This is a genomic window from Streptomyces fructofermentans (assembly GCF_014651055.1).
Lineage (GTDB): Bacteria > Actinomycetota > Actinomycetes > Streptomycetales > Streptomycetaceae > Streptomyces > Streptomyces fructofermentans.
Genome location: NZ_BMWD01000035.1, coordinates 15,410 through 39,154 on the forward strand (window position 1 = coordinate 15,410; position 23,745 = coordinate 39,154).

Below are 23,745 nucleotides of genomic sequence, written 5' to 3' on the forward strand. Positions count from 1 at the left end.
GGATGACCGCTGCACAGCGCCGAGGGCCTCGGATTCGGGGCCCTCGGCGCACCCGGACGCGAAAGGCGTCCCAAATGCCGGACCTCCTCACTACGCAGGGGTCCCGGAGAGCTGGTGACCCGGCCCGGGTCCAGGCTTCCGCACAGGCCGGCACGGCACGTCCGGCCCGACGTCACGAGCGGGGCCGACTGGGAGGCCGCGGCGATGCGGGGCTTGACGGCCCGCACCCCGGCTCGCTGCATCGTGGCCCACTGCCTCGGGCCGGGCGGGCCGCATCGTGGAACGCCCGAGTCGCTGCCGGAAGCACCGCGACCGGCAACGCGTGCGCGGCACGCCGCAGCGGCCACGAGGCCCCGCCCGGGGCCGGAACCTAGGGTATGGCCGGGGACGGAACCCGCCACCCCTCAGAACCCTCCCACCACTCGGAACCCCGCCACCTCCAGAGCCGAAGTACGCACAGAGCCCGCAGTCCTCGCCGAACCCTCCGCGGCCACCACGCCGGACGCCGCCCAGCACGAACGAACGGACCCATGAACTCTGCAACGCTGTTGGACGTCCTGCTGGACGCGGCCGGAACGGCTCCCGAGCAGGTCGTCGTCCATGTCCACGGCGACGGCAGCGAGCGGACCGTGACGTTCCGGGGACTCCTCGAGGAGTCCCTGCGGGTCGCGGGCGGTTTCCGTGGCGCCGGAGTCGAGCCCGGCACCTGCGTGCCGCTGATCGCGGAGCGCAGCGAGGACTTCCAGCCGATGTTCTGGGGAGCCGTCGCCGCCGGGCTCGTACCGGTGCCGCTCGCGCCGGACGCGCGGCGGGTCGGCCCGGTGTGGGAGCACCTCGGCAGGCCTCCAGTCGTCGTCGACACCGCCTGCGAGGCCGTCACCGCCCAACTCCCGTCCGACGCACGCGTACTGCGGCTGGAGACCTTGCGGGAGTGCGCGACGCCCCTGTCCCCGGTCCGGCCCTCCCCCCAGGACCTGGCCTTCCTCCAGTTCTCCTCCGGGAGCACCGGGGCACCCAAGGGCGTGGAGCTGACGCACGCGGCCGTGGTGGCCAACCTGGCGCAGATGGCCGCCGCTTCCGCGCTCGACGAGCACGACGTGGTGGTGAGCTGGATGCCCTACTTCCACGACATGGGCCTCATCGGGACCCACCTCGCGCCACTCGCCGTACGGGCCAAGCAGGTGAAGATCGGTCCGCTGTCCTTCGCGAAGCGACCGCGCCTGTGGTTCGACGTGGCCGCCGCGCACCGGGCCACCGTGCTCTCCGCGGCCAACTTCGCGCTCGCGCTGGCGATCCGCCGGATACCCGACGAGGTGCTCGCAGGGCAGGACCTGAGCGCCGTACGCCTGATGCTGGTCGGGGCCGAGCCCATCTCGCCCACTGTGTGGCGCGCGTTCGCCGCGAAGACGCGCCCCACCGGGCTCGACCCGAGGGCGGCGACTCCCGTCTACGGCCTGGCCGAGGCGACACTGGCCGTCACGTTCCCGCCGCCGGGCGAGGTGGCGGAGCCCGTGACGCTGGAGCGTGCGGCCTTCAGCCGCGGCCGGGCGGTGGAACTGGCGCCGGGCGGGGACGCCGTGGAGCTGATGGACGTCGGCGTGCCGGTGCCGGGGTGCTCGGTGCGGATCACCGACGGGTCGGGGCGGCCGCTGGGCGACAGGCGGATCGGCCACATCGAGGTCTCCGGCCCGCAGATCGCCCGCGGCTACCACGGCCTCGCGGCGTCGACGTCCGAGACGTTCGCCGACGGCTGGCTGCGCACCGGTGACATGGGGTTCCTGCGGGACGGCCGCCTGTGCGTCAGTGGCCGCCACAAGGACGTCCTGTTCCTCAACGGCCGTACGTTCCACGCACCGGACATGGAGGGCGTGGCCGGGGCGACCCCGGGGCTGCCCGCCGGGACCGTCGCCGTCGTCGGCTCCACCGATCCGGTGACCGGCGGCGAGCGGGTGGTCGTCTTCGTCTCCTGGCCCCGGCCTCCGCGCGGGGCCGGCGAGGTGCTGGACCGGGTGGCGGGACGCGTACGTGCGGCACTCGGCCACGACGACGTGCGCGTCCTGGCGCTGCCGCCGTCGGCCTTCCCCCGCACCACGAGCGGCAAGGTGCAGAGGCAGCGGATGCGGGCGCGCTTCGAGGCGGGGGCGTACCGGCCGGCCGCCTCGTCCGGTGCGCCGTCCTCGTCCGGTGGGAGCGCCGTTGCCGGTGGCCCGGGGAGCACGGGCGGCGCGGGTTTCGCGGGCGCTGCGGACGCTGCGGACGCGGTCAGCGGTGCGGGCGCCCCAAGTGGGCTTGGTCGTACGGGCGTTGCCGGTGACGCGCTCGCCCCGGGGCCTTCGGGTGTCGGGCCGGTGCCAAGCCGTGGCGGCGACGAGGCTGTTGCGGGAACGTCCCAGGTCGCGCCCCTGTCGCGCGGTGAGATGCGTGCGCTGGTGCGCGAGGTCTGGGCCCGCGTGCTCGGGCTGCCGCAGGGCTCCTTCGGGGACCGGGACCGGTTCACCGGGCTGGGCGGCACCTCCCTCAGGGCCATGGAGGTGCTTGCAGGTCTGGAGCAGGCCCTGGGGGTCGAGTTGGGCCCGGCGGTGATGCGCGACGACACGGTCGGGGCACTCACCGACCACCTGCTGGCCGCGGTGGGCGGCCCGGTGGGGCCGCGACCGTCCGCCGGAGGCGGGCAGCCGGGCCGACGGACGTCCGCCCCGGGCGGAGGCACTGCCGGAACCGGACGTACGGACGAGTCGACGCCCGCCGCAGCCGAGAGCGGGCACGCGAGCGCCGAAGAGGCGTCCACTGCGGCGGGGACCGCGGTCGCGTCCGGCGACCCGTCCGCGACGGCGGTCGTCGCGATGGCCTGCCGGTTCCCGGGCGCCCACTCGCCCGAGGAGTTCTGGGACGTGCTCGCCTCCGGCCGCGACCTCGTCACCGAGGTGCCGCCGGGCCGCTGGGACGACGGGTTCCGCCCGGCCCCGGCGGAACCCGGCACGGCGGAGCGACGGACGGCGACCCCGGTGCCGGTGGACCCCGGGGCGGCGTACCGACGCACGCCAGACCCCGCCTCGACAGAACCCGGGCCGGCCGGTCCACTCGTGGTGGACCCGGTCCCGGCGGGCCCGCGAACGCGGGCCTCGGGCACACCGGCCCCGGAGGAGCCGAGCGGGCCGGCCGGGTCAGCCGCCGGGCCGGGTCGGCGCTGGGGCGCCTTCCTGGACGACGTGGAGGGCTTCGACGCCGCGTACTTCGGCATCGGCGACGAGGAGGCCCGCGCCCTCGACCCGCAGGCCCGCATCCTCCTCGAACTCGCCCACGAGGCACTGGAACGAGCCGGATACGCGGGCCCGCGCCGACGCGGCCTGCGGGTCGCGGTCTTCGCCGCCGCCGGGGACAGCGGCTACCGGGAGGTCCTCGCGGACGCGGCACCGGCGGGCCGTCCCGCCCCGGCAACGGCACTGACCGGGAACCTCCCCAACCTCCTGGCCGCCCGCGTCTCCCACTGCCTCGACCTGGACGGCCCGGCGCTCGTCGTGGACACCGCGTGCTCGTCGGCTCTCGTGGCGCTGCACCTGGCCCGGCGCAGCCTCGCGGAGGGCGAGTGCGACATCGCCGTGGTCGGCGGGGTCAACCTCCACCTCACCTCCGCCGCACACGGGGCGTTGGAGGCGGCGCGGGCGCTGTCCCCCACCGGGCGCAGCCGCGCCTTCAGCACGGCGGCCGACGGTTTCGTACCCGGCGAGGGCGGGGCGGCGCTCGTACTGCGCCGCCTGGCGGACGCCCATCGGGACGAGGACGAGGTCCTGGCCCTCGTACGCGGCACCGCCGTCAACAACGACGGCGCGTCCCTGAGTCTGATGGCGCCCAATCCGCTGCGGCAGCGCGAGGTGATCGGCCGCGCGTACGAGGCGTGCGGCGTCGACCCGTCGTCGGTGACGTACGTGGAGGCCCACGGGACGGGCACGGCCGTCGGCGACCCGATCGAACTGCGTTCCCTGGCCCACGCGTTCCCGGCCGGGCCCGACGGCCGCGCGCGGTGGCTCGGGTCCGTGAAGACGAACATCGGGCATCTGCTCAACGCGGCCGCCCTGCCCGCTCTCGTCAAGGTCGTACTGGCCCTCGGGCACGGCCGGCTCCCGGCCTCCCTGCACCACACCACGCCGTCGCCCGCGGTCGAAGGGGCCGGCTTCGCCCTGGTCACCGAGCTGACCGCGTGGGAGTCGTCGGGTCCTCGACGGGCCGGGATCAACGCGTTCGGCTTCGGCGGCACCAACGCGCACGCCGTCCTGGAGCAGGCACCGGCCCGCCCCGCGGAGCGCGAGGGCAGCGAACGGCCGCAGTTCGGCGGGCGCGGGGCAGGCGGCCCGTACCTGCTGACCCTTTCGGCCCGCGGGCCGGCCGGCCTCGAGGCCTGGGCGTCCCGGCTCGCCGGACACCTGCGCGACCACCCGGAGTTCACCGAGGGCGAGGTGTGCCGCACGGCTTCATCGGCACGGGACGAGGCCGCCCACCGGCTCGCCGTCGTGGCCGACGGCGACCTGCGGGACCGGCTCACCCGTGCCACCGGTCCCCGCGCGGAGCGACCGAGTGCCGTGGTCGCCGGGACCGTGGCGCACCGGCCGCGGACCGTCTTCGCCTTCCCCGGGCAGGGTGCGCTGCGCCCCGGCCAGGGCGGCGCGCTGTACGCGACGGCGCCGGTGTACCGGGACACGCTGGACGAGGCGTCCGCGCTGGTCGGCGCCGTGCGCGGCCGCACGCTGACGGAGTGGTGCGTGGACGGGTCCGCGGACGCGGCGGAGCAGTCGGCCACCGAGGTGGCGCAACCGCTGCTGGTCGCCCACGGGGTGGCCCTCGCACGGCAGTTGACGGTATGGGGCATCCGGCCGGACGCGTTGGTCGGACACAGCGTGGGCGAACTCGCGGCAGCCTGCTTCGGCGGGTCGATGTCGCTGTCCGACGCGGTGGGCTTCGCCGCCGAACGCGGCAGGCTGATGGGCGGCTCGACCGCGCCGGGTGCCATGGCGGCGGTGCTCGGGGCCGACGAGGAGGACGTCGCGGCGCTGGTGGCCGGCTCCCCCGCGGAACTCGCCGTCGCCGCGTACAACGGCCCTGGCCGCCTGGTGCTCTCCGGCACTCCCGAGGCGGTCACGCGCGCCTCGGAGAAGCTCACCGGGCAGGGCGCCTCGGTACGCCCGTTGCGTGTGTCGCGCGCCTTCCACTCGCCGCTGATGCGGCCCGTCGCGCGGGAGTTGACCCGGGCGGCGCGGGACCTCGACGTGTCGGCTGCCGGCATCCCCCTGATGAGCACGCTCACCGCGCGCTGGCAACCGCCGCTCGATCCCGAGTACCTGTGTGAACACGCCCTGCGGCCCGTGCTGTTCGGTCAGGCCGTGGCGCGACTGCTGGAGGAGGGCTACGACACGTTCGTGGAACTCGGCTCCGGTGCGGACCTGGCAGGACCGATCCGGGCCGCCGCCGCGCGCCGCCGCGCCGATGCGGCGTACCCGTCGGCGGCCGGCGCGACCGGCGCACGTCCTCCGGAGGAGCGTTCCGGAGCCGAGGTGCTCGTCGTCGCCGCGCCCGGGCGGCGGGACCGTGCCGGAGTCACCCGGGACGACGGGCCGGGCGGGGCACGGGAGTTGATGGACACGGTCGCCCGGCTGTGGGTACGGGGCGTGGCGCTGGACCGTACGGCGCTCGACGCCGGACACCGGCGTGTACCGCTGCCGACCTACCCGTACGACCGGCGCCGCCACTGGCCCGACCGCGCACCGCAGGCACCGGTGAACCGCGGGCTGCTGCACCGTGTCGCGTGGCGGACGGCACCGCCGCCCGACGGCGCCACCGGCGGACCCGTGCTGGTGACCGGGTCGGACAGGGCCGCCGTGGGTGCACTCGTCGAGGGTCTCGCGGACCTCGGTCTGGAGGCCTCCGCCGTCCCGGGCCCGGTCCGCCCGGAGGCGGTGATCCTGCTGGCCGCCGCCGAGCGGCACGACACGGCAGCCGGACTGGAGCGCGGCGCGCGCCGCTCGGTCTCCTCGTTGCGCGAGGCACTCGCCCTGCTCGACCGGACCGGGGCCCGCCGACTGGTGGTCGTGACCCTGGACGCGCATGTCACCGGGTACGGAACGGAACAGCCCGACCCCGGGCAGGCGGTGCTCGGCGGACTGGCCCTGGCCGTCCCCCAGGAGTCACCGGGGGTGGTGGCGAACTGGGTCGACCTGGCGTCCCTGGACGGCTGCGGGGAGCACCTGCGCGCGATCGCCGCCGAGACCGCCTCCCCCCAGGCGGACGGCGCGGTCGCCTGGCGGGCGGGACGGCGACTCGTACGCACGGTCGTGCCTGACACGGCGGGCCACGCGGACACGGCTGCCACAACGCCGCACGTGCCCACGTCGGTCGGGGCCCCGGAGGCGGGGCCGAGGCTCTCCGGCGCGGACCCGCTGCCCGCGGACGGCACCTTCCTGATAACCGGCGGCGCCGGGGGCCTCGGCTCCGCGCTCGCCCGCGAACTCGCCGCACGGGGACGGCCGGTGATCGTCCTGTCGGGACGCTCCCCCCGGCCGCCGGAGGGTCTGCTCGACGAGCTCGCCGCCCTCGGCGCCGATGCCCGCTACACGCCGGCCGACCTCGCCTCGGCGGACGACGTCGAACGGCTGGTGTCCACGCTGCCTCCGCCCGACGCCGTCTTCCACGCGGCCGGGGTGGTGACCCCGGGAAGCCTGCGCGGCTCTGAGGCGCGCGACGTGCTGGACGTGCTCGCCCCGAAGACGCTCGGCACCGTACTGCTCGCCGAGGCGCTGCGTCGGCACGGCCGCCGCCCCGGTCTGTGCGTGGCGTTCTCGTCCGTCTCGTCGGTGCTTCCGGGGCTGACCGGCGCGCTCGGCGCCTACGCGGCGGCCAACGCCTTCCTGGACTCCTTCGCCGCCGCCGAACGCCGGGCCGGCCGCCCGTGGCTGTCGGTGAACTTCGGCCCCTTCGCCCAGACTGGGCTTGCTTCCCATCCCGCCACGGGTTTCGGCACCGGGCTCGCTTCCCGTCTCGGCACCCGTCCCGGCACCGGTCCCGCCTCCGGTCCCGGCACCGGTCCCGCCTCCGGTCCCGGGGCGGGGAGCATCGTCGCCGCCGGGGGGCGGCCTCTGTCCACCGGGCCCGCACTGGCCGCACTGCGCTCCGCGTGCGGCACGGGCGCGGCACAACTCGTCATCGCGGACCTGGTTCCCGGACCGGGCCGTGAGCATCCCGGCCCGGGGGCAGGGGAGGCCTCAGGCACCGCGTCACGCGAGGCCGGGGGTTCGACCGCCTCCTCGCCGTCGCCGCGGGCCGTCCCGTCGCCGGCCCCGCAGCTCGCGCCGGCCCCGTCACACCTCGCGCGACTCCCCGACGTGTCGACATCCGCCCACGGCGCGTCGGGCAGCGCTCCCGTTCTCCGGGAACTGCTGGCGCGGTCGCTGGACATGGCGCCCGCCGCCGTCGACGACGAGGCACCGTTCCTGTCCCTCGGGCTGGACTCCCTCGGCGCCGTCGACCTGGTCAAGCGACTGGAGCGGAGGCTCGGCCGCACGCTGCCCGCCACCCTGTTCTTCGAGTACCGGACCGTGCGCGAACTGGCCGCCCACCTCGACACCGACCAGGAAGCCCACCTTGCGGAGGGCCCTGGCACCCGCCTCGAACCACCCTCCCAGGGCGCTCCGTTCGCCCTCACACCCGTACAACTGGCCCTCTGCGTGAGCAGCCGGCTCCACCCGGACGTCCAGGCGCGCGGGCATCTGCGGATGACGGTCCGCGGCCCGCTCGACACGCACGTACTCGGCCGGGCGCTGACCTCCCTGACGGAGCGTCACAGCATGCTGCGCATACGGGTCGACGCCTCCCTCGACGCCCCGGCGCAGCGCGTGGCGGCACCGGTACCGCTCGCGGACTGGTACGGGGAACGCGTCTGCGCGGCAGCCGACTTGGCGGCCGCCGAATCGGCCCTGGCCAACCTTCCGTTCGACCTGGACTCGGGGCCGCCCGTGCGGGCGGTGCTGCTCCGGGAGGACGCGGATGTCGCCCATCTGGTGCTGGTGGTCCATCACGCGGCGGTGGACGGATACAGCCTGAACGTCCTGGCCGAGGAACTGTGGACGATCTACACCGCGCTGTGGCGGGGCGAGCGCCCGGTGCTGCCCGTGGCACCGGACTTCGCGGCGTACGCCACCGCGGCCGCTCCGGGCTCCGTGGCGTCGGACGACGATCTGCGGTACTGGGCCGGCCGTCTGGCGGACCGGGGCGAACCGCTGCGGCTGCCCTGCGACGGCGATCCCGGCGCACCCCCTTCGGGGCCCCTCGTGCAGCACCACGGCGTACTCGACGAGGAGGCCGCGTCCGGTCTCGAACGGCTCGCCGCCGAGCACGGCGTGTCGCTCTTCCACCTGCTGCTCGCCGCGTACGTACGCTGCCTGGCCCGGTGGACGGGCCGGAGCGACATCGCGGTGAACGTGGCCCGCGGCCGCCGCGAGCACCGATTCGAGGGCGTCGAGCGGCTTGTCGGTCCGCTCGCCGACACCCTCCCCCTGCTGTGCGAGGCTGTGGACGGCGAACCCCTGACGGCGCTGGCCGACAGACTCCGCGCCGGCTGGCTGGACAGCGAGCGGCACGCCGGTGTGAGCAGCCTGGATCTGGCCGGCCTCCTGCCCGGCGACGGCGGCGGGCCCCGCACGGCGAGCCCGGCGGGCTTCAGTTTCGCCCGCTTCCCGGCCCGGACGGCGGCGGACTGCCCCGTTGAGGTGCGGGCGACCGCGGCCGGCACCGGTTCGGCCGCCACCCGTCTGAGCCTGCTGTGCTGGGCGGACGGCCCGGTCCTGCGCCTGTCGTGGAACTTCCCGCTGCCGCTCTTCCGCCGCGGGACCGTGGCACGCCTGGACCGTGAGTACCGCCGTGAGCTCACGGCACTGTGCGCGCCGGACGCGCCGCAGGCACAGTCCGCGCCGCGCGTACCGGACGCTTCCGACATACCGCGCACGGCCACCGCGTCCGCGCCGCCCGTGCCGTCCCCCGCCGCCACAGAGTGCGAACCCCGTGGCCTGGTGGCCCGGCTCCTCGCACGGTTCCGGGCGACTCCCGGCGCCACGGCCGTCGACGCCGGGGACACGTCGCTCACCTACGCGGCACTCGACGACGCCTCCCGACTGCTGGCGGAACGTCTGCGGGCCCGTGGTGTCCGTTCCGGCGACCTCGTCGGACTGCTCACCGAACCCGGCCCGGACACGGTGATCGGCGTGGTCGGCGTCCTGCGCGCCGGGGCGGGCTGGGTCCCCCTGGACGCTGGGCATCCCACCGCGCGGCTGGCGGACCAGCTCACCCGCACCGGCGCCACCACGGTGGTGTGCCACTCCGCCACCCTGCGGACCGCCGAGGCCCTCGGCGGCGTGCGCCCCGTACCGGTGGACGTGCCCGACGCCGGCGCCCTGCCCGACCGTACGGCCGCGCCCGCACCCGGGCCCGGGGACGAGCACGGGGACGAGCCCGGAAGCGGGGCGATCGCGTACGTCATCTTCACCTCGGGCTCCACCGGCCGCCCCAAGGCGGTGCCGATCACGCGTCTCGCGATGGAGAACTACCTCGACTGGGCCCTGTCGACGTTCGGTTACGGCGCCGGCGACCGGCTCGCCCAGACCGCGTCACCCTGTTTCGACGCCTCCGTACGGCAGTTGCTCGCGCCGCTGCTCGTGGGCGCGACCGTGGTCACCGTGCCCGGCGGACTGCTGCGCGACCCCGAACTGCTGCTGGAGTACGTCGAGCGGGCCCGGATCACCGTGTGGAGTTCGGTTCCGACCCTGTGGGAGCAGATCCTCTCGGCGGCCGAGGACCGGGTGCGCCGAGGAGCGTCGGGCCCCGGTCTGCCGTCGTTGCGCTGGGTCCACGTCGGAGGGGAGGCGCTGCCGGTCGAGCACGTACGCAGGTGGTTCGACCTGTTCGGCGCCGGGAGCCGGATCGCCAATCTCTACGGTCCGACCGAGGCGACCGTCAACGCGACCTGCCATGTGATCCGCAGCCGGCCCGCCGACGACGTGCGGCGGCTGCCGATCGGACGGCCCGTCACGGGTACCGAGTTGGAGGTGGTCGGTCCCGACGGCACGGTCCTCGCTCCGGGCGAACCGGGCGAGCTGCTCATCGGCGGCGTCTGCCTCACCCCCGGCTATCTGGGTGAACCGGAGCTGACCGCAGGGGCGTTCACCGTACGGGGCGGACGCCGCTGGTATCGCAGCGGCGACCGGGTACGCCTCGGCCCGGACGGCGAACTGGATTTCCTCGGGCGGGTGGACGACCAGGTGAAGATCCGCGGCAACCGCGTGGAGCCGGGCGAGGTCGAGGCGGTGCTCCGGACCCACCCGGCCGTCGCCCAGGCCTCCGTGGTCGCGCGCGAGGGGCGTCTGCTGGCGTTCGTCACCGCACGGCCCGGCTGCGGCAGCCCCGACACGCGTGACGTGCGCCGCCGTCTGGCCGACGCCCTGCCCCCGTACATGATTCCGTCGCGGGTCACCGTGCTCGACGCCCTCCCGCTGACCGGCACCGGCAAGGTGGACCGGAGGGCGCTCGCGGACCGGGCCACGACCCCTGTGCGCGGTACCGGCACGGCGGGTCCGGGGCCCGCGGCTCCCCATGCGGACAGGACCGCGGCCGCGGTCCCGGACACGACGGCCACGGACAGGTGGGACACCGCCGGGCGCACCCGCCCGGCGACCCCCACGGAGCGCCGACTCGCCGCCGTCTGGGCGGAGTTGCTGGACGTCCGCGAGGTCTTCCGCGAGGACGACTTCTTCCACCTGGGCGGCGACTCGCTGCTCGTGCTCCAGGTGTTCGCCCGGCTCGCAGAGCACCCCGGCCGGCTGCCCAGGCCGACCGAGATCTACCGCCACCGCACTCTCGGGGCGCTCGCCGCGGTGGTGGACTCCGCCGCGGAGGGTGCCGGCCCCGCGGGTGCGGGCGGGACCGTCGGCCACGGTGACAGCGGGCCCGGTACTCGGGCCCGGGCGTCGGGCCCGTCGAGCGGCACCAACACCGACGCCGACGCCGACGCCGCAGACTCCGACTCCGACTCCGACTCCGACTCCGACTCCGACTCCGACTCCGAGGTACAACGGCCGTTCTCCGGGCCGGAGTCGGGTGGTCCTGGGCACGGGGGCGGGCACGCGACTCCGTTCCCCGTCACCCCGGGGCAGCGGGGCTTCCTGCTCGCCGAGGCCCTCTCGCCCGGGGGCGGGGCCTGGCTGGCGCGGCTGAAGCTGTCCGGCCCTCTGGACCCCGATGCCTTCCAGTCGTCGGTCGACCTCCTCGTGGAACGCCACGGCATGCTGCGGACGGTCTTCCCGGCGGGTTCCCGGCCCCCCGTGCAGCAGGAACTGCCGCGCTCGCTGCGCCTGCCGGTCGTGTTCGAGTCGGTGGCGGACCGGGCCGAGGTCGACGAGCGCTCGGCAGCCGAGTCCGAGCGCCGCTTCGAGCCCTGGGCCTGGCCGCTGCTGCGGCTCCGCGTCCTGACCCTGTCCCCCGACGAGCACGTACTCCTCGTGCACGCGCACCACCTCGTCGGCGACGGGTACAGCGCCGCGCTGCTCGGGCACGAACTCACGTCGGTCTACGCCCGGCTGGTCGCCGGACAGCCGGTCGAGGTGTCGACTCCGCGCACCGCGTTCCGCGACCACGCCCTCCGGTCGGCCGGTGCCGACCCGTCCGACGCACCGGGCGCGCGGGAGCGCTCGGCGCGGGTCTGCGCCCCGTACGAGGCGCCGGTCCTGCGAAGCGCCGACAACACCACCGGAACGGACGGCGGCGACGCTCCCTTCCTCACGGCGGGGTTCGCACTCGACGCCCGTGGGACGGCTGCTCTGCGCAAGCTGGCGGCCGACGCGGGGGCGACGCTCTACGCGCCTCTGCTGACGGCCTACCACCAGCAGTTGACCGTGACGACCGGCCGGGCGGACCTCGTGGTCGGCCTCGCGGTGAGCGGGCGGGACCGGCCGCTGCCCGACGTGCACCGGGTCTTCGGCCCGTTCGCCACCGCCGTCCCCGTACGTCCGGCCGTCACGGGGAACTCCCGGGCAAAGGAGGCGGGGGACGACTTCCGCGCGGCACTGCTCCGGATCGTGGCCGAGGCCGAGGAGGCGAGGACGCACGAGGACGTCGTACCGCGTGCGGACGACGGCCTGCCGCTGACCTCGCAGTTCTTCTTCACCTTCCTGGACTTCACCGCCCTGGACTTCTTGTCCCCGAACCTCCCTTCCGACAGCGGGATCTCGCTGTCCTGGGAGGACGGGGACAGCGCGTTCGCGCCGCCGTCCGCGGCGACGGACGTGTTCATGGCCGTGCGGCCGGACGGGGACGGGCTGCGGGTGACCGTGCGGGCGTCGTCCGCGGCCTTCTCGCCGGCCGCGCTCGACGCCTTCGCGGGTTCGCTGCGGGACCGGCTCGGACGGGCCGTGGATGCCCGGCCCGCGGCGCCCCGCCCGGCGGCGCGGCGGACGATGGACGCGGCGCTCGTCGGCTACCTGCCCGCACCGGACCACCTCGCCCTGTCGGCGGGACTCCCCGCGGGGGCGCTGCCGCGGGACGAACTCCGAGCGATGCTGTTCCCGGGCGGCGAGCCGCGTCTGCTGGAGACCGTGGAGACGCCGCTCGGCCGGTCGGGCTTCGTCTGCGTACCGCTGTTCGCCGACGAACTCGCCCTCGACGGCGGCCTGGTGGGGCACACGGCCCGTGCCGTGTCCCTGTCCTCCGACCTGGGCGCGCGCTGTGTCTCGCTGGCGGGGATGATCCCCTCCCTGACCTCGTACGGTTTCGACGTGCTGCGGTCCGTGGAGGGGCCCGCCGTGGTGACGACGGGGCACGCCGCGACCGTCGTTTCGGTGGTGCGGACGGTGCATGCGGCGCTGGACGCGACGGGCCGGGACCTGGGCGACCTCGACACGGCGTTCGTGGGACTCGGCTCGATCGGCGCGTCCTCACTCGAACTGCTGCTCACCCTGGCCGCCCGTCCACCGCGACGGCTGGTCCTGTGCGACGTGCCGGGCAGCCGGCCCCGGCTGACGGAACTGGCCCGGCGGTTGCGTGAACGGGGCCTGGCCGGGGAGGTGGTGACCGCGGTGTCCTCGGACGGGGCGCTGCCCGACGCCGTCTACGGAGCGGGGCTGCTCGTGACCGCGGTCAGCGGGAACACCGCGGTCCTGGACGCCGACCGGCTCCGTCCCGGCACGACGGTGGTGGACGACTCGTTCCCGCACTGCTTCGACACCGTCCGCGCACTGGCCCGCATGCGGGAGCGGCGGGACGTACTGCTGCTCGGCGGCGGTCTGCTGCACGTCGGAAGCGCCCGGCGCGAGGTCGCCGACGACCTGCCGGCCGCCGCGGCGGCCGGCTACCTCGCCCAGCCATGGATCGAGGGCACGCTCGCCTCCTGCCGTACGGAGTCGCTGCTGCGTGCGGCCGTACCCCAACTTCCGCCGGTGCGCGGCCTGGTGACCGGTGACGTGGCCCTCGCCTACGCGCGGGCCGTCGAACGCGCCGGAGTGACCGCGGCGCCCCTGCACCTGCTGGGGTACACCGTGGACCGGGACCTCGCGGCGGAGGTGGCGTCGAAGCGCTGACCCACGGCGACGGCCGGACCCCGCTGCGGCGCCCGGCCCCGGTCGCCGCCGGGCCGGGCCGTGCACCCGTCCGGCGGACCCGCTCCCGCGTCGGCGCCGGTGACACGGGACCGGGGCGCGGGCACCATGAACACCCAGCCGAGCGAAGGAGCCCGATGAGCCCCAGTGCGCCAAGTCGTGGACGGCCGGCCCGCATTCCGCTGAGCCGGGGCGCGTCCGGCGTCCCCGGGAGCGTCGACTACGTGGTGGTGGGCGCCGGTTCGGCGGGGGCCGCGCTGGCCGGTCGGCTGACCGGGAGCGGGTCCGCGTCGGTCGCCCTCCTCGAGGCGGGCGGCCCGGACAAGAAGGCGGCGGTCCACATACCCGCCGCCTTCGCGCAGTTGTTCAGGACGGACCTCGACTGGGACTACTCGACGACCCCGCAGCCGGAGCTTTCCGACCGCCCCGTCTACTGGCCCAGGGGCAGGATGCTCGGCGGCTCGTCGTCGATGAACGCCATGATGTGGGTCCGCGGGTTCGCCGCCGACTACGACGAGTGGGGTGCCCTCTGCGGCTCGGACTGGTCGTGGGAAGGCCTGCTGCCGTACTTCCGCCGGGTGGAGCGGACCGCCGGCGGCACCGACCCGGACCACGGGCGTTCCGGCCCGATGCGCGTCGAGGCGCAGCGCAGTCCGAGTCCGCACACCGCCGCCTTCCTGGAAGCCGTACGGGAGTTGGGGCACCCGGTCGAAGCCGCCAACCGGGCCACTCCGACGGGCTTCTCGCAGACGATGGTGAGCCAGCGGCGCGGCGCACGTCACAGCGTGGCGGACGGCTACCTCAAACCGGCGCGCGGTCGCTCCAACCTCCATGTGGTCACCGACGCCCGGGCGACCCGCGTGCTCTTCGAGGGGCACCGGGCCGTCGGTGTCGAGTACGTCACCGGCGGCGTCTCCCGCAGGGTGATGGCGCGCCGTGAGGTCGTGCTCAGCGCGGGCGCGGTCAACACACCGCAGTTGCTGATGCTGTCGGGCATCGGCCGCGCGAGCCATCTGCGTGAACAGGGAATCGACGTGCTGGTCGACGCTCCCGAGGTGGGCGCGAACCTCACCGACCATCTCATCAGCGGCCTGGTCGTCGACGTCCCGGGCAGGACGCTGCTGTCGGCGGAGCGTCCCACCGAACTCCTCGACTACCTCGTCCGCCGCCGCGGAATGCTCACCTCGAACGTCGGCGAGGCGTACGGGTTCGTCCGCAGCCGGCCCGAGCTCGAACTCCCGGACATCGAGATCATCTTCGCGCCGGTGGCGTTCGTGGGCGAGGGCCTGGTGGATCCGCCGGGGCACGGAGTGACCGTGGGCGCGATCCTGCTGCGTCCGCGGAGCAGCGGCTCGATCACGCTCGCCTCGGCCGACCCGCTCGACAAGCCGCTGATCGATCCGCGCTATCTCACGGACACGGCCGGGGCGGACCGTGCGGCCCTGATGGCGGGTCTCGACGTCTGCGAGCGGATCATCGAACGCCTCACCGCCCGCGGCCTGTCCACGGGACGCTTCCTGATGCCGGAGGGCGCGGAGTCCCTGCCGCGCGAGGAGCGCGACGCGAGGACGCTGTCCGAGTACTCCCACACCCTCTACCACCCGGTGGGTACGGCACGGATGGGCGGTGACGCCGCCTCGGTCGTGGATCCGCAACTCCGCGTCCGAGGAGTCGAGGGGCTGCGCGTCGCGGACGCCTCGGTCATGCCGACGATCATCCGGGGCCACACCAACGCCCCCGCCATCGTCATCGGGGAGAAGGCGGCGGACCTGCTGGGAGCGGACTGAGCGCACCTCGGCGGGCCGGACGAGTGCCGCGAGCGACGACGCACCGGCCGTGGCCCGGGGCGGCGGGTCCTGGAACCCCGCCCCCCGGAGGCCCGTCCCGGCCGGGCGTGCGCACGGGCCCGGGCACGGCGAAGGGCGGGCCGGGGGCCCGATGTGAACCGGCGCTCCGGGCGTCACGTAGGGTCCCGGTCCGCGGACGATCACGTACGGCCGGCGATGCGGGGAGACGGCGTGTTGAGGGGTTCCGGAGCGGTGACCTGCCTCGCGCTGGGCGTGAACATCGTCATGGCGTTCACACTCCTTGCCTCCCGTGTGCACCTGCACCACGTTCTCGGGATCACCCCCGGCGGCGAGCCCGCCCTGCGCGCGTCGATGTGGGTCCAGAACCTCTCGGGCGGCCAGAGCGCCGTGGTCGCCGCGACCGGTGTGCTCTTCGTCGGCTGGTTCTCCGAGGTGGGCCGGAACGCGGCGGCGCTCGGGACCCTCAGCCGCTGGAAGGGCGACAAGTGGACGATGGGCGCCTGGGCCGTCCCCGCGGTGAACCTGGTCCTGCCCCTGGTGATCGCGCTCCACATCTGGGTGTCGAGCCCGTTCCCCGACCGTGCCCGCCGCCGCTCACGGCTCTGGGTCGTCGCGTGGTGGTCCCTCTTCGTCGCGTGGGCCCTCACCGACGGGTGGGCCCGGAACCTCTACGAGCAGGCGACGGCCGCCGAACCGCTCAGGGCGGCCCTGCGCGCGGGGATGCTGTCGGACATCCTGTGCGTGCCCGCCGCGGTCGCGGCCATCGCCTTCGTCCGGCACCTGGCGCGCGCACAGGGCCACCGGGCGCCGGACGGTCCGTCCACGGGTCCCGCCCGACCTGCCGCGCCGACGGCCACCTGAGCGGGGCACCGGCCCACGAGCCCGCCGGCCGACCGCCGCGGGGTTCGAGCGGCCGTCGGACGCGTACACCTGGAAGGCCCGGCGGGCCCGGTGCCCGGACGCGTACCCCGGAAGACGGCACCGACCCCCTCGGCCCGCCCGCTCCCTTGCCCGGAGCAACCCCCTGACCAGCCGTCCCTCAGGGTTGGGTAGGTTGGCGAGCACCGATGGAGGAGACCGCCGTGACCGCCCGCCGCAGCATTCTGTTCGTGTCCGATCTCGCCTATCCGGCCCGGGGACGGCGTTACTGCGACGAGGACATCTTCCTGACCTCACGCCTGCGCGACACGTTCGACGTGGCCCTGTGCCACCCGCTGGACGCCGCCGCTCTCATGGGCGCCTTCGACGCGGTGGTCGTCCGCAACAGCGGTCCGGTCCTGCACTACCAGGACGCGTACGACGCCTTCCGCGCCCGCGCCCGGGCCCAGGGCACACGGGTCTACAACCCGCTGTCCGGCCGGGGCGACATGGCGGGCAAGCAGTACCTGCTGGACCTCACGGCCGAGGGCCACCCGGTCATCCCCACCGTGGACCGCCTCCGGGACCTGGACCGTCTGCCGGAGACCGACCTGTACGCGGTCAAGCCGAAGGCGGGCGCGGACTCCATCGGTCTGAGCTTCGTGCCCCACGCGGAACTGGACGGCCTCACGTACGGGGACCTCCTCGTCCAGCCGCGCGTGGACTTCCGCTACGAGGTGTCGTTCTACTTCGTCGACGACTCCTTCCAGTACGCCCTGCACGCCCCCGATCCCGAACGGCGCTGGGTCCTGGAGCCGTACGAGCCCACCCGGGCGGACCTCGCGTTCGCGCGCCGCTTCGTGGACTGGAACACGCTGGACCACGGCATCCAGCGGGTGGACGCCTGCCGGACGCGGGACGGCGAACTGCTCCTGGTCGAGTTGGAGGACCTCAACCCGTACCTGTCCCTGGACCTCGTCACCGACGAGGTGCGGGACACGTTCGTGGCGGCCATGGCGGCCTCGCTGCACCGCTTCCTGGACAGCGCGCCGCGCGCCTGAGTCCCGCACCCCGCGCTGCCGGGGCCCGGCATGTCGTGCCGGGCCGCCACGACATGCGAACCCCTCCTCCGGGTGCTGGAATGGCGGGAAGGCCTGTGCTGTCGGCCGCCTCCCGCCCGGTGCGCGCCGGCGGGACGGGCGGGCAGGGCCCGTTCCCCGATGCCCGCACGAGGAGTGGCGATGAGCGACGATCTGTCAGACCTGGACGAGATGGGACCCGTCGACTACCTGGTCGTCGAGTTCCCCGGCAGCCGTATGACAGGGGAGGGCTTCCCCCTGCTCCTCGACCTGGTGGACCGCCGCATCATCCGCATCCTCGACCTGGTGTTCATCCGCAAGGACGCCGACGGCACCGTGTCGGGGGTGGAGCTCAAGGACCTGGGCGCCGAGGTGGACCTCACCGTCTTCGAGGGCGCCTCGTCCGATCTGCTGGGCCAGGACGACATCGACGAGGCGGGCCGTGCGCTCGACCCCGGCAACGCCGCGGGCATCATCGTGTACGAGAACCTCTGGGCGGCCCCCTTCGCGCGGGCCATGCGCCGCAGCGGCGCGCAGGTCGTGGCGGGCGGGCGCATCCCCGTGCAGGCCCTGCTGGCCTCGCTGGACGCCGTCGAGGCCGAGGCCGGGTGACCGAGGCCGTCGGATGACCGGCGAGCCCGAGGGCACACGGACCCGTTCCGCACCCATCTCAGGAGTTGAGTGATCATGCCAGGACTTCTCCGGGGCGTCGCCCGGACCGCGGTCGTCGCCGGCACCGCCACCGCGGTGTCGAACCGGGTGTCGCGCCGCCAGGCCGGCCGCTGGGCGCAGCAGAGCGCCGAGCAGCAGCCGCAGTACGCGCAGGCGCCCCCTCCTCCGCCGCCGCCCGCCCCGGCCGACGACATGACCAGCAAGATCGACCAGCTCAAGCAGTTGGGCGACCTGAAGGCCCAGGGCATTCTGACCGAGGCGGAGTTCGCGCAGCAGAAGCAGCGGATCCTCGGAGCCTGAGGGTCCGTTCCGCGACCCGCACTCCTCGGCCCGGACGAACGGGCGGCGACCGCCGGTGCCGCGGGCGGCGGCGCGCAGTCCGTGTCCGACGCGCCGCGGGCCGGGACACCACAGGTCGAGACGCCCCACGGGGTGGGGGCCGCCCGGCAGGAGGGGCGACCCCCACCCGTCGGGCACGGACCCGCACGCCGGCTCCCGACCGGACGGGTGACCCGTAATACGTACTGTTCGGCTGCTTTCTGACGCATGTTCTAAAAACAGGGTTTCTTGTCTGTTACGCATTTCGTCCCATCGGGGCGGGGTGCGGTGGGGGTGGCTTTGGGGGGTGGGTAAGCGGTTGTGGGGTTGGGGTTGCGGGGTGGGTGTAGTGGCCGTGTAACTCGGAGTAGGGGTGGGTTGGTGTGGTGGGTGGGGGTGGTGGTTCGTCACTGAAATGTCCGCATACGGTAACTGCAAGTGGGACATGTCGTGTGGGGGTGGGGTGGTGGCGGAGGCTGTGGGTCCTCGGCACGAAGCCGGGGTTCGCACATCGCCTGCTGTACTGCCGCCGGTCAGGGCCGGGGGCGGGTGTGGTGGGCCAGTACCTGGAGGACGGTTTTATGTCTTCTCGTTCCATCCGTCGTTCGGTGGCCGTGACGCTCGCGGTGGGTGCCGTGGTGGGGGCGGCGGCGCTGCCGGCGACCGCCGCCGACGGTCCCGGTCGTGACCGCGACCGTGACCGTTCGCGTGTGGTGATCAGTGCGGTGCAGTACGACTCGCCGGGCTTCGACAACGGTTCGAACCGTTCGCTGAACCGTGAGTGGGTGGACATCACCAACCGGGGCCGGCACGCGGTGAACCTGAGCGGGTGGAAGCTGTCGGACCGTGCGGGGCACACGTTCACGTTCCGTCACTTCCGGCTGGACGGCCGGTCCACGGTCCGTGTCCACACCGGGGTCGGCCGTGACACGCACCGTGACGTGTTCCAGGACCGCCGCACCTATGTGTGGGACAACCGGTCGGGCACCGCGACGCTCACCAACCAGCGGGGCCGGTTCGTCGACGACGCCTCGTGGGGCCGCCACGGCCGTCCGGGCGACGGACGCGGTCACGACGGCCGCGGCAACGACCGCCCCGGCAACCGCCACTGACCCACCCGCGACCGGGGCAGCACTGACCCACCGCCCCGCCTGACCCACCACCACCGGGACCACCGACCACCACAACGGTGTCCCACCCGACGTGCGGTGTGCCGACCGAACCGGCACACCGCACCGTCATGTCCGCACCCGCACGACGGACCCCGCTCACGTACACGCTCATGTTCCGATCATGTGCGGTGGACCGGTAGCCTCGGCCCAGGAGTTGGGACGAAGCTCCGTGACCGCACCGGCTGCCCGTCCCGCGCCCACCCACCGGCCCCGCACGGGCCGGTGTCGGGCACAGCCGGCCAGGACCTGCTGGAGCCGCAGCGCCGACACCGCGGCTCCAGCCGTCCTCCCGCACGGGAACTCCCGCGTCCCGCCGGGAGGACACTCCGCGCGAGGGGCCGACAAGGGGAGCCTCGGTCCTCGCGCACGGCGGGCCGCCGTCACCCGACCGGACGGCGGCCCGCCCCTCAAGGGGCGGCATCCGCCGGACACTTCCACGCTACGCCTCCGGCTCCCCCGCGCCTGCCCCCGGGACACGCGCAATCGCACGGGCGGGACACCTCGGGCCCCGGGGCGCGCGGGTCGGCACGCGGGCCCCACCCGTGACAGTCCGTGCCGCCTCCCGCCCGGCACGCTCACGGGCATGCGGGCCCGCACACGGTCATCCCGCCGACACCGGGACCACGCCCGCAGTCGCGCCCGCGGTCACCGCGCCGGACCGGCCGGGCGGTACCGGCCGCCGATCCCCTGGCTGTCGGCCGTCGACGCGAGCGCCCTGTGCCCCGGATCGATGAAGGTCCGCTCGACCGAGTCGCGCAGCAGGTCCAACTCCGCGCGGACGGCGGGAAGGCGGGATGCCGGCAGCGTGTCGAGCAGCCCTTCGAGCAGTGCCTTCAACCGCCGGCACACCTGCACGGACGAGGCGCCGTAGTGCCGGATCTCGGAGACGGCGAGCTGCAGGTAGTCCTCCCAGTCCCGGCCCAGCAGGGCGAGTCGGGGCCTGCCGTCGTCCCCGGCCAGGACGTAGCGGCCGGGCAGCGGGCTCCTTCCGACGGTGTGCAGGAACGACTCGACGTGGTTGAGGACCTGTACGGCGGTCGAGGGATCGTTCACCGCCGGGGACAGGGCACGGATGGCGATGTCGACGAGGATCCGCAGGGCGAACGCGGGGTCCTGCTCCACGGTCCGTTCGGCGCCCAGCGCCACCAGGCCCGCCACCCGCTCCGGATCGGGCGGGGACCCTCCGGATCCGTGGACCTCGACGAGCACGCCGCCGGGCGGTACGAAGTCCCCGATGACGTGCGGCACGACGAGGACGCAGTCGTGCCGCGAGGCGACGGCCAGCAGCCCGGCCGCGTTGTAGGCCTGGATGGCGCCGCCGCGCGGGGAACGGACGAGTACGACCGGCCCGCCGGTCGCTTCCGGTGCCTCGCGGGCCGTGGCACCCCGGATCACCGCGGCGCCGCGTACGAAGACCGTCTCGCCCATGCGGCCGACGATGTCCGCGATGGCCACGGGCCTGAGGTTGTGCGTGAACCGGTTGAGGTAGACGAGGAGCAGCACCAGGCTCACGGCCACGGCCAGGCCGGCCATGGTCACCCCGAGGTCGGGCACGGAGTCCGCCTCGATGCTGCGCAGCAGGGAGTAGGCGAACGCGAAGGTCCCGGTGAAGGTGGCGAGCACCGTCTTCTGCAGCCGGTCCCGGTACCAGAGGCGCATGTACCGGGGCGAGAGCGTCCCGGTCGCCTGCTGGATGACGAGCACGCCGATGGTGACGACGAAGCCGAGCAGTGCCACCATCGCTCCGACGACGGAGCTGAGGACACCGCTGGCCGTGCTCGCGGAGTAGCGCCAGCCGTCGGGCGGCCAGCCCGATCCGTCCACACTGATGGCGCCCTCGGCGAGCGCGACACCGAGGACGAGTCCGATCAGCGGCACGATCCACAGGCTGGCCTTCATGTACTGCCGCAGCCGGAACGCGGAGGCCCAAGGGATCATGCTCCGCACACCGTGCCCCTTCCTTCGCCTTCCCTCGCGCGGCGGGTTCCCGTGCCCGGCATCGGGCCCGGCGGTCGCCGGCGCGGCGTGCTCGGCTCCCGGCCGGGGACGGCCCTCACCTCACGTTAGGGCCGGTGGGGGGTGGCCGCAGCGGGACGGGCGCCGATCGCGGGGCCCTCCGCTCGGCGGGCCCGGCCGCGGAACCGCGCATAAGCTACCCGTAGAACATCGGACCCCCTGTGTCCGCGGACGCCGGTGCGATGGCGACGGCACGGGTCGATTCATGTCCGAGCCGTGCGGGCCGCTGCGTCGGTACCCGGCGAAAGGGTCTCCTGATGGACGAATACCCCCTGATCGAGAACCACGGCCTGATCGGTGATCTGCAGACCGCGGCACTGGTGTCCACCGACGGGACCATCGACTGGTTCTGCTGTCCGCGCTTCGATTCGCCGAGTGTCTTCGGCGGGCTGCTGGACAAGAAGAAGGGGGGCCGCTTCAGTATCGGCCCGACCGAGAAGACCCACGCGACGAAGCAGCTCTACATCCCCGACACCGCGATCCTCGTGACGCGCTTCATGACCGAGTCGGGTACGGGCGAGGTCGTCGACTTCATGCCGGTGACCGGAACGACGGCCACCGACCGGCACCGCCTGGTCCGCATGCTGCGGTGCGTGCGGGGCAGCATGACGTTCGAGGGCGAGGTCGCCCCCCGCTTCGACTACGGCCGCAAACCCCACACTCTCCATCTCACGCAGCATGGCGCCCTGTTCACGTCGGACGGGCTCGACCTGGCCGTGCACGCCGTCCGGGAGCCGGGCGACGAACGGCTGCTGAGGCTGTTCCCCGGTGAACGGGACTTCCACTTCACGCTGACCCTCAAGGCGGGTGAACAGCGCGGTGTGGTGATGGAGTCGTCGCCCGACGGCATGCCGCACGAGTTCCGCCTCGCGGAGTTCCAGCAACTCTTCGACGAGACACTGCGCTTCTGGCGGTCGTGGCTGGGCCAGTCGGTCTACACGGGTCGCTGGCGCGAGGCGGTGGAGCGCTCGGCCGTGACGCTGAAGCTCATGACGTACGCGCCGAGCGGGGCCCTGGTCGCGGCGCCCACGGCGGGACTGCCCGAGCAGTTGGGCGGTGAGCGCAACTGGGACTACCGGTTCACCTGGATCCGTGACGCCTCGTTCTCGGTGTACGCGCTGCTCGGCCTGGGCTTCAAGGAGGAGGCGCACGCGTTCATCGGCTGGCTGAGCGACCGGGCCAAGGAGAAGGCGGGCGCCGACAGCGACACGGGCCCGCTGAACATCATGTACCGGGTCGACGGCTCCTCCGACCTGGTGGAGGAGACCCTGGGGCACTGGGAGGGCTACTGCGGCTCGTCCCCCGTACGCATCGGCAACGGCGCCGCGACCCAGCTCCAACTGGACATCTACGGCGAGGCGATGGACAGCATCTACTTCGCGAACCAGCACGGCATCAAGCTGGGCACCAAGGGCTGGCGCTCCCTGCACACGCTCCTGGACTGGCTCGTCGACCACTGGGACCAGCCGGACGAGGGGCTCTGGGAGACGCGGGGCGGCCCGAAGGACTTCACGTACGGCCGGGTGATGTCGTGGGTCGCGTTCGACCGCGCTCTGCGGCTCGCCGCCGCCAACGGCCGTCCCGCGACGCGCGGACGGTGGACCAGCGAGCGCGACAGGATCTACGAGCAGATCCTGGACCGGGGCTGGGACCCGGGACGCGAGGCCTTCGTGCAGTACTACGGCAGCGACGTGCTCGACTCCTCGCTGCTGCGGATGCCGACGGTCGGCTTCATCACGCCCGACGATCCGATGTGGACCTCCACCCTCGACGCGATGGACCGGGACCTGGTCACGGACAGCCTCGTCTACCGCTACGACCCCCAGTCGTCGCCGGACGGACTGCGCGGCTCCGAGGGCACGTTCTCGCTGTGCACCTTCATGTACGTCGACGCCCTGGCCAGGGCGGGACGGACCGAGCAGGCCAGGCTCGTGCTGGAGAAGATGCTCACGTACGCCAATCATCTGGGCCTGTACTCCGAGGAGATCGACCTGACCGGCCGCCAACTGGGCAACTTCCCGCAGGCCTTCACGCATCTCGCGCTGATCGACGCGGCGATCACCCTGGACGCGACCCTCAACGCGGCGCGCGGAGCCGGACGGTAGAGGCCCGGGTCGGGCGGGTCCTGCGCGCCCGCCTCCCGCTTCTCGCCGGACGAGAAGGACGCGGCGCCCCTGCCCATGGCGCCGCGACGCCG

Annotated in this window: 9 protein-coding genes; 8 read left to right on the forward strand and 1 reads right to left on the reverse strand. The window is 74.3% G+C overall.

Annotated features, from left to right (window positions below; all coding sequences use genetic code 11):
* The first annotated feature begins 530 nt into the window (after positions 1-530).
* The 7 genes from IE265_RS33525 (at position 531) to IE265_RS33555 (ending at position 19,472) form a co-directional block, all read left to right on the forward strand.
* On the forward strand, positions 531-13,607 hold the full coding sequence (locus IE265_RS33525) for a non-ribosomal peptide synthetase/type I polyketide synthase (protein WP_190039532.1): 13,077 nt from the start codon (positions 531-533) through the stop codon (positions 13,605-13,607).
* A 155-nt stretch (positions 13,608-13,762) separates the two neighbouring features.
* Positions 13,763-15,412, forward strand: coding sequence for a GMC family oxidoreductase (locus IE265_RS33530; RefSeq protein ID WP_190039533.1), 1,650 nt, complete (start codon positions 13,763-13,765; stop codon positions 15,410-15,412).
* Positions 15,413-15,643: 231 nt separating this feature from the next.
* On the forward strand, positions 15,644-16,294 hold the full coding sequence (locus IE265_RS33535) for a DUF4328 domain-containing protein (RefSeq protein WP_190039534.1): 651 nt from the start codon (positions 15,644-15,646) through the stop codon (positions 16,292-16,294).
* A gap of 206 nt (positions 16,295-16,500) precedes the next feature.
* A complete protein-coding gene (locus tag IE265_RS33540) occupies positions 16,501-17,352 on the forward strand; it encodes an ATP-grasp domain-containing protein (RefSeq protein WP_190039535.1) in 852 nt (283 codons plus the stop codon).
* A 180-nt stretch (positions 17,353-17,532) separates the two neighbouring features.
* Positions 17,533-17,982 (forward strand): DUF6325 family protein, encoded by a 450-nt coding sequence (locus tag IE265_RS33545; protein WP_190039536.1) that lies wholly within the window; start codon positions 17,533-17,535, stop codon positions 17,980-17,982.
* Positions 17,983-18,057: 75 nt separating this feature from the next.
* Positions 18,058-18,342 (forward strand): SHOCT domain-containing protein, encoded by a 285-nt coding sequence (locus tag IE265_RS33550; protein WP_190039537.1) that lies wholly within the window; start codon positions 18,058-18,060, stop codon positions 18,340-18,342.
* 599 nt (positions 18,343-18,941) lie between these two features.
* The gene (locus tag IE265_RS33555) at positions 18,942-19,472 is read left to right on the forward strand and encodes a lamin tail domain-containing protein (protein ID WP_190039538.1); all 531 of its coding nucleotides are present in this window, start codon (positions 18,942-18,944) and stop codon (positions 19,470-19,472) included.
* Positions 19,473-20,177: 705 nt separating this feature from the next.
* On the opposite strand, the gene IE265_RS33560 is transcribed toward IE265_RS33555, so the two are convergent.
* On the reverse strand, positions 20,178-21,470 hold the full coding sequence (locus IE265_RS33560) for a DUF2254 domain-containing protein (RefSeq protein WP_190039539.1): 1,293 nt from the start codon (positions 21,468-21,470) through the stop codon (positions 20,178-20,180).
* Between the two features lie 260 nt (positions 21,471-21,730).
* Between IE265_RS33560 and IE265_RS33565 the strand changes: the two genes are divergently transcribed.
* The gene (locus tag IE265_RS33565; protein ID WP_373303082.1) at positions 21,731-23,653 is read left to right on the forward strand and encodes a glycoside hydrolase family 15 protein; all 1,923 of its coding nucleotides are present in this window, start codon (positions 21,731-21,733) and stop codon (positions 23,651-23,653) included.
* The last annotated feature ends 92 nt before the right edge of the window (positions 23,654-23,745 follow it).

What these genes read in the sequence shown, in the direction of transcription:
- IE265_RS33525 (WP_190039532.1), top strand. Translation starts at nt 531, where the DNA reads ATGAACTCTGCAACGCTGTTGGACGTCCTGCTGGACGCGGCCGGAACG.
- IE265_RS33530 (WP_190039533.1), top strand. Translation starts at nt 13,763, where the DNA reads ATGAGCCCCAGTGCGCCAAGTCGTGGACGGCCGGCCCGCATTCCGCTG.
- IE265_RS33540 (WP_190039535.1), top strand. Translation starts at nt 16,501, where the DNA reads ATGGAGGAGACCGCCGTGACCGCCCGCCGCAGCATTCTGTTCGTGTCC.
- IE265_RS33545 (WP_190039536.1), top strand. Translation starts at nt 17,533, where the DNA reads ATGAGCGACGATCTGTCAGACCTGGACGAGATGGGACCCGTCGACTAC.
- IE265_RS33550 (WP_190039537.1), top strand. Translation starts at nt 18,058, where the DNA reads ATGCCAGGACTTCTCCGGGGCGTCGCCCGGACCGCGGTCGTCGCCGGC.
- IE265_RS33555 (WP_190039538.1), top strand. Translation starts at nt 18,942, where the DNA reads ATGTCTTCTCGTTCCATCCGTCGTTCGGTGGCCGTGACGCTCGCGGTG.
- IE265_RS33560 (WP_190039539.1), bottom strand. Translation starts at nt 21,470, where the DNA reads ATGATCCCTTGGGCCTCCGCGTTCCGGCTGCGGCAGTACATGAAGGCC.
- IE265_RS33565 (WP_373303082.1), top strand. Translation starts at nt 21,731, where the DNA reads ATGGCGACGGCACGGGTCGATTCATGTCCGAGCCGTGCGGGCCGCTGC.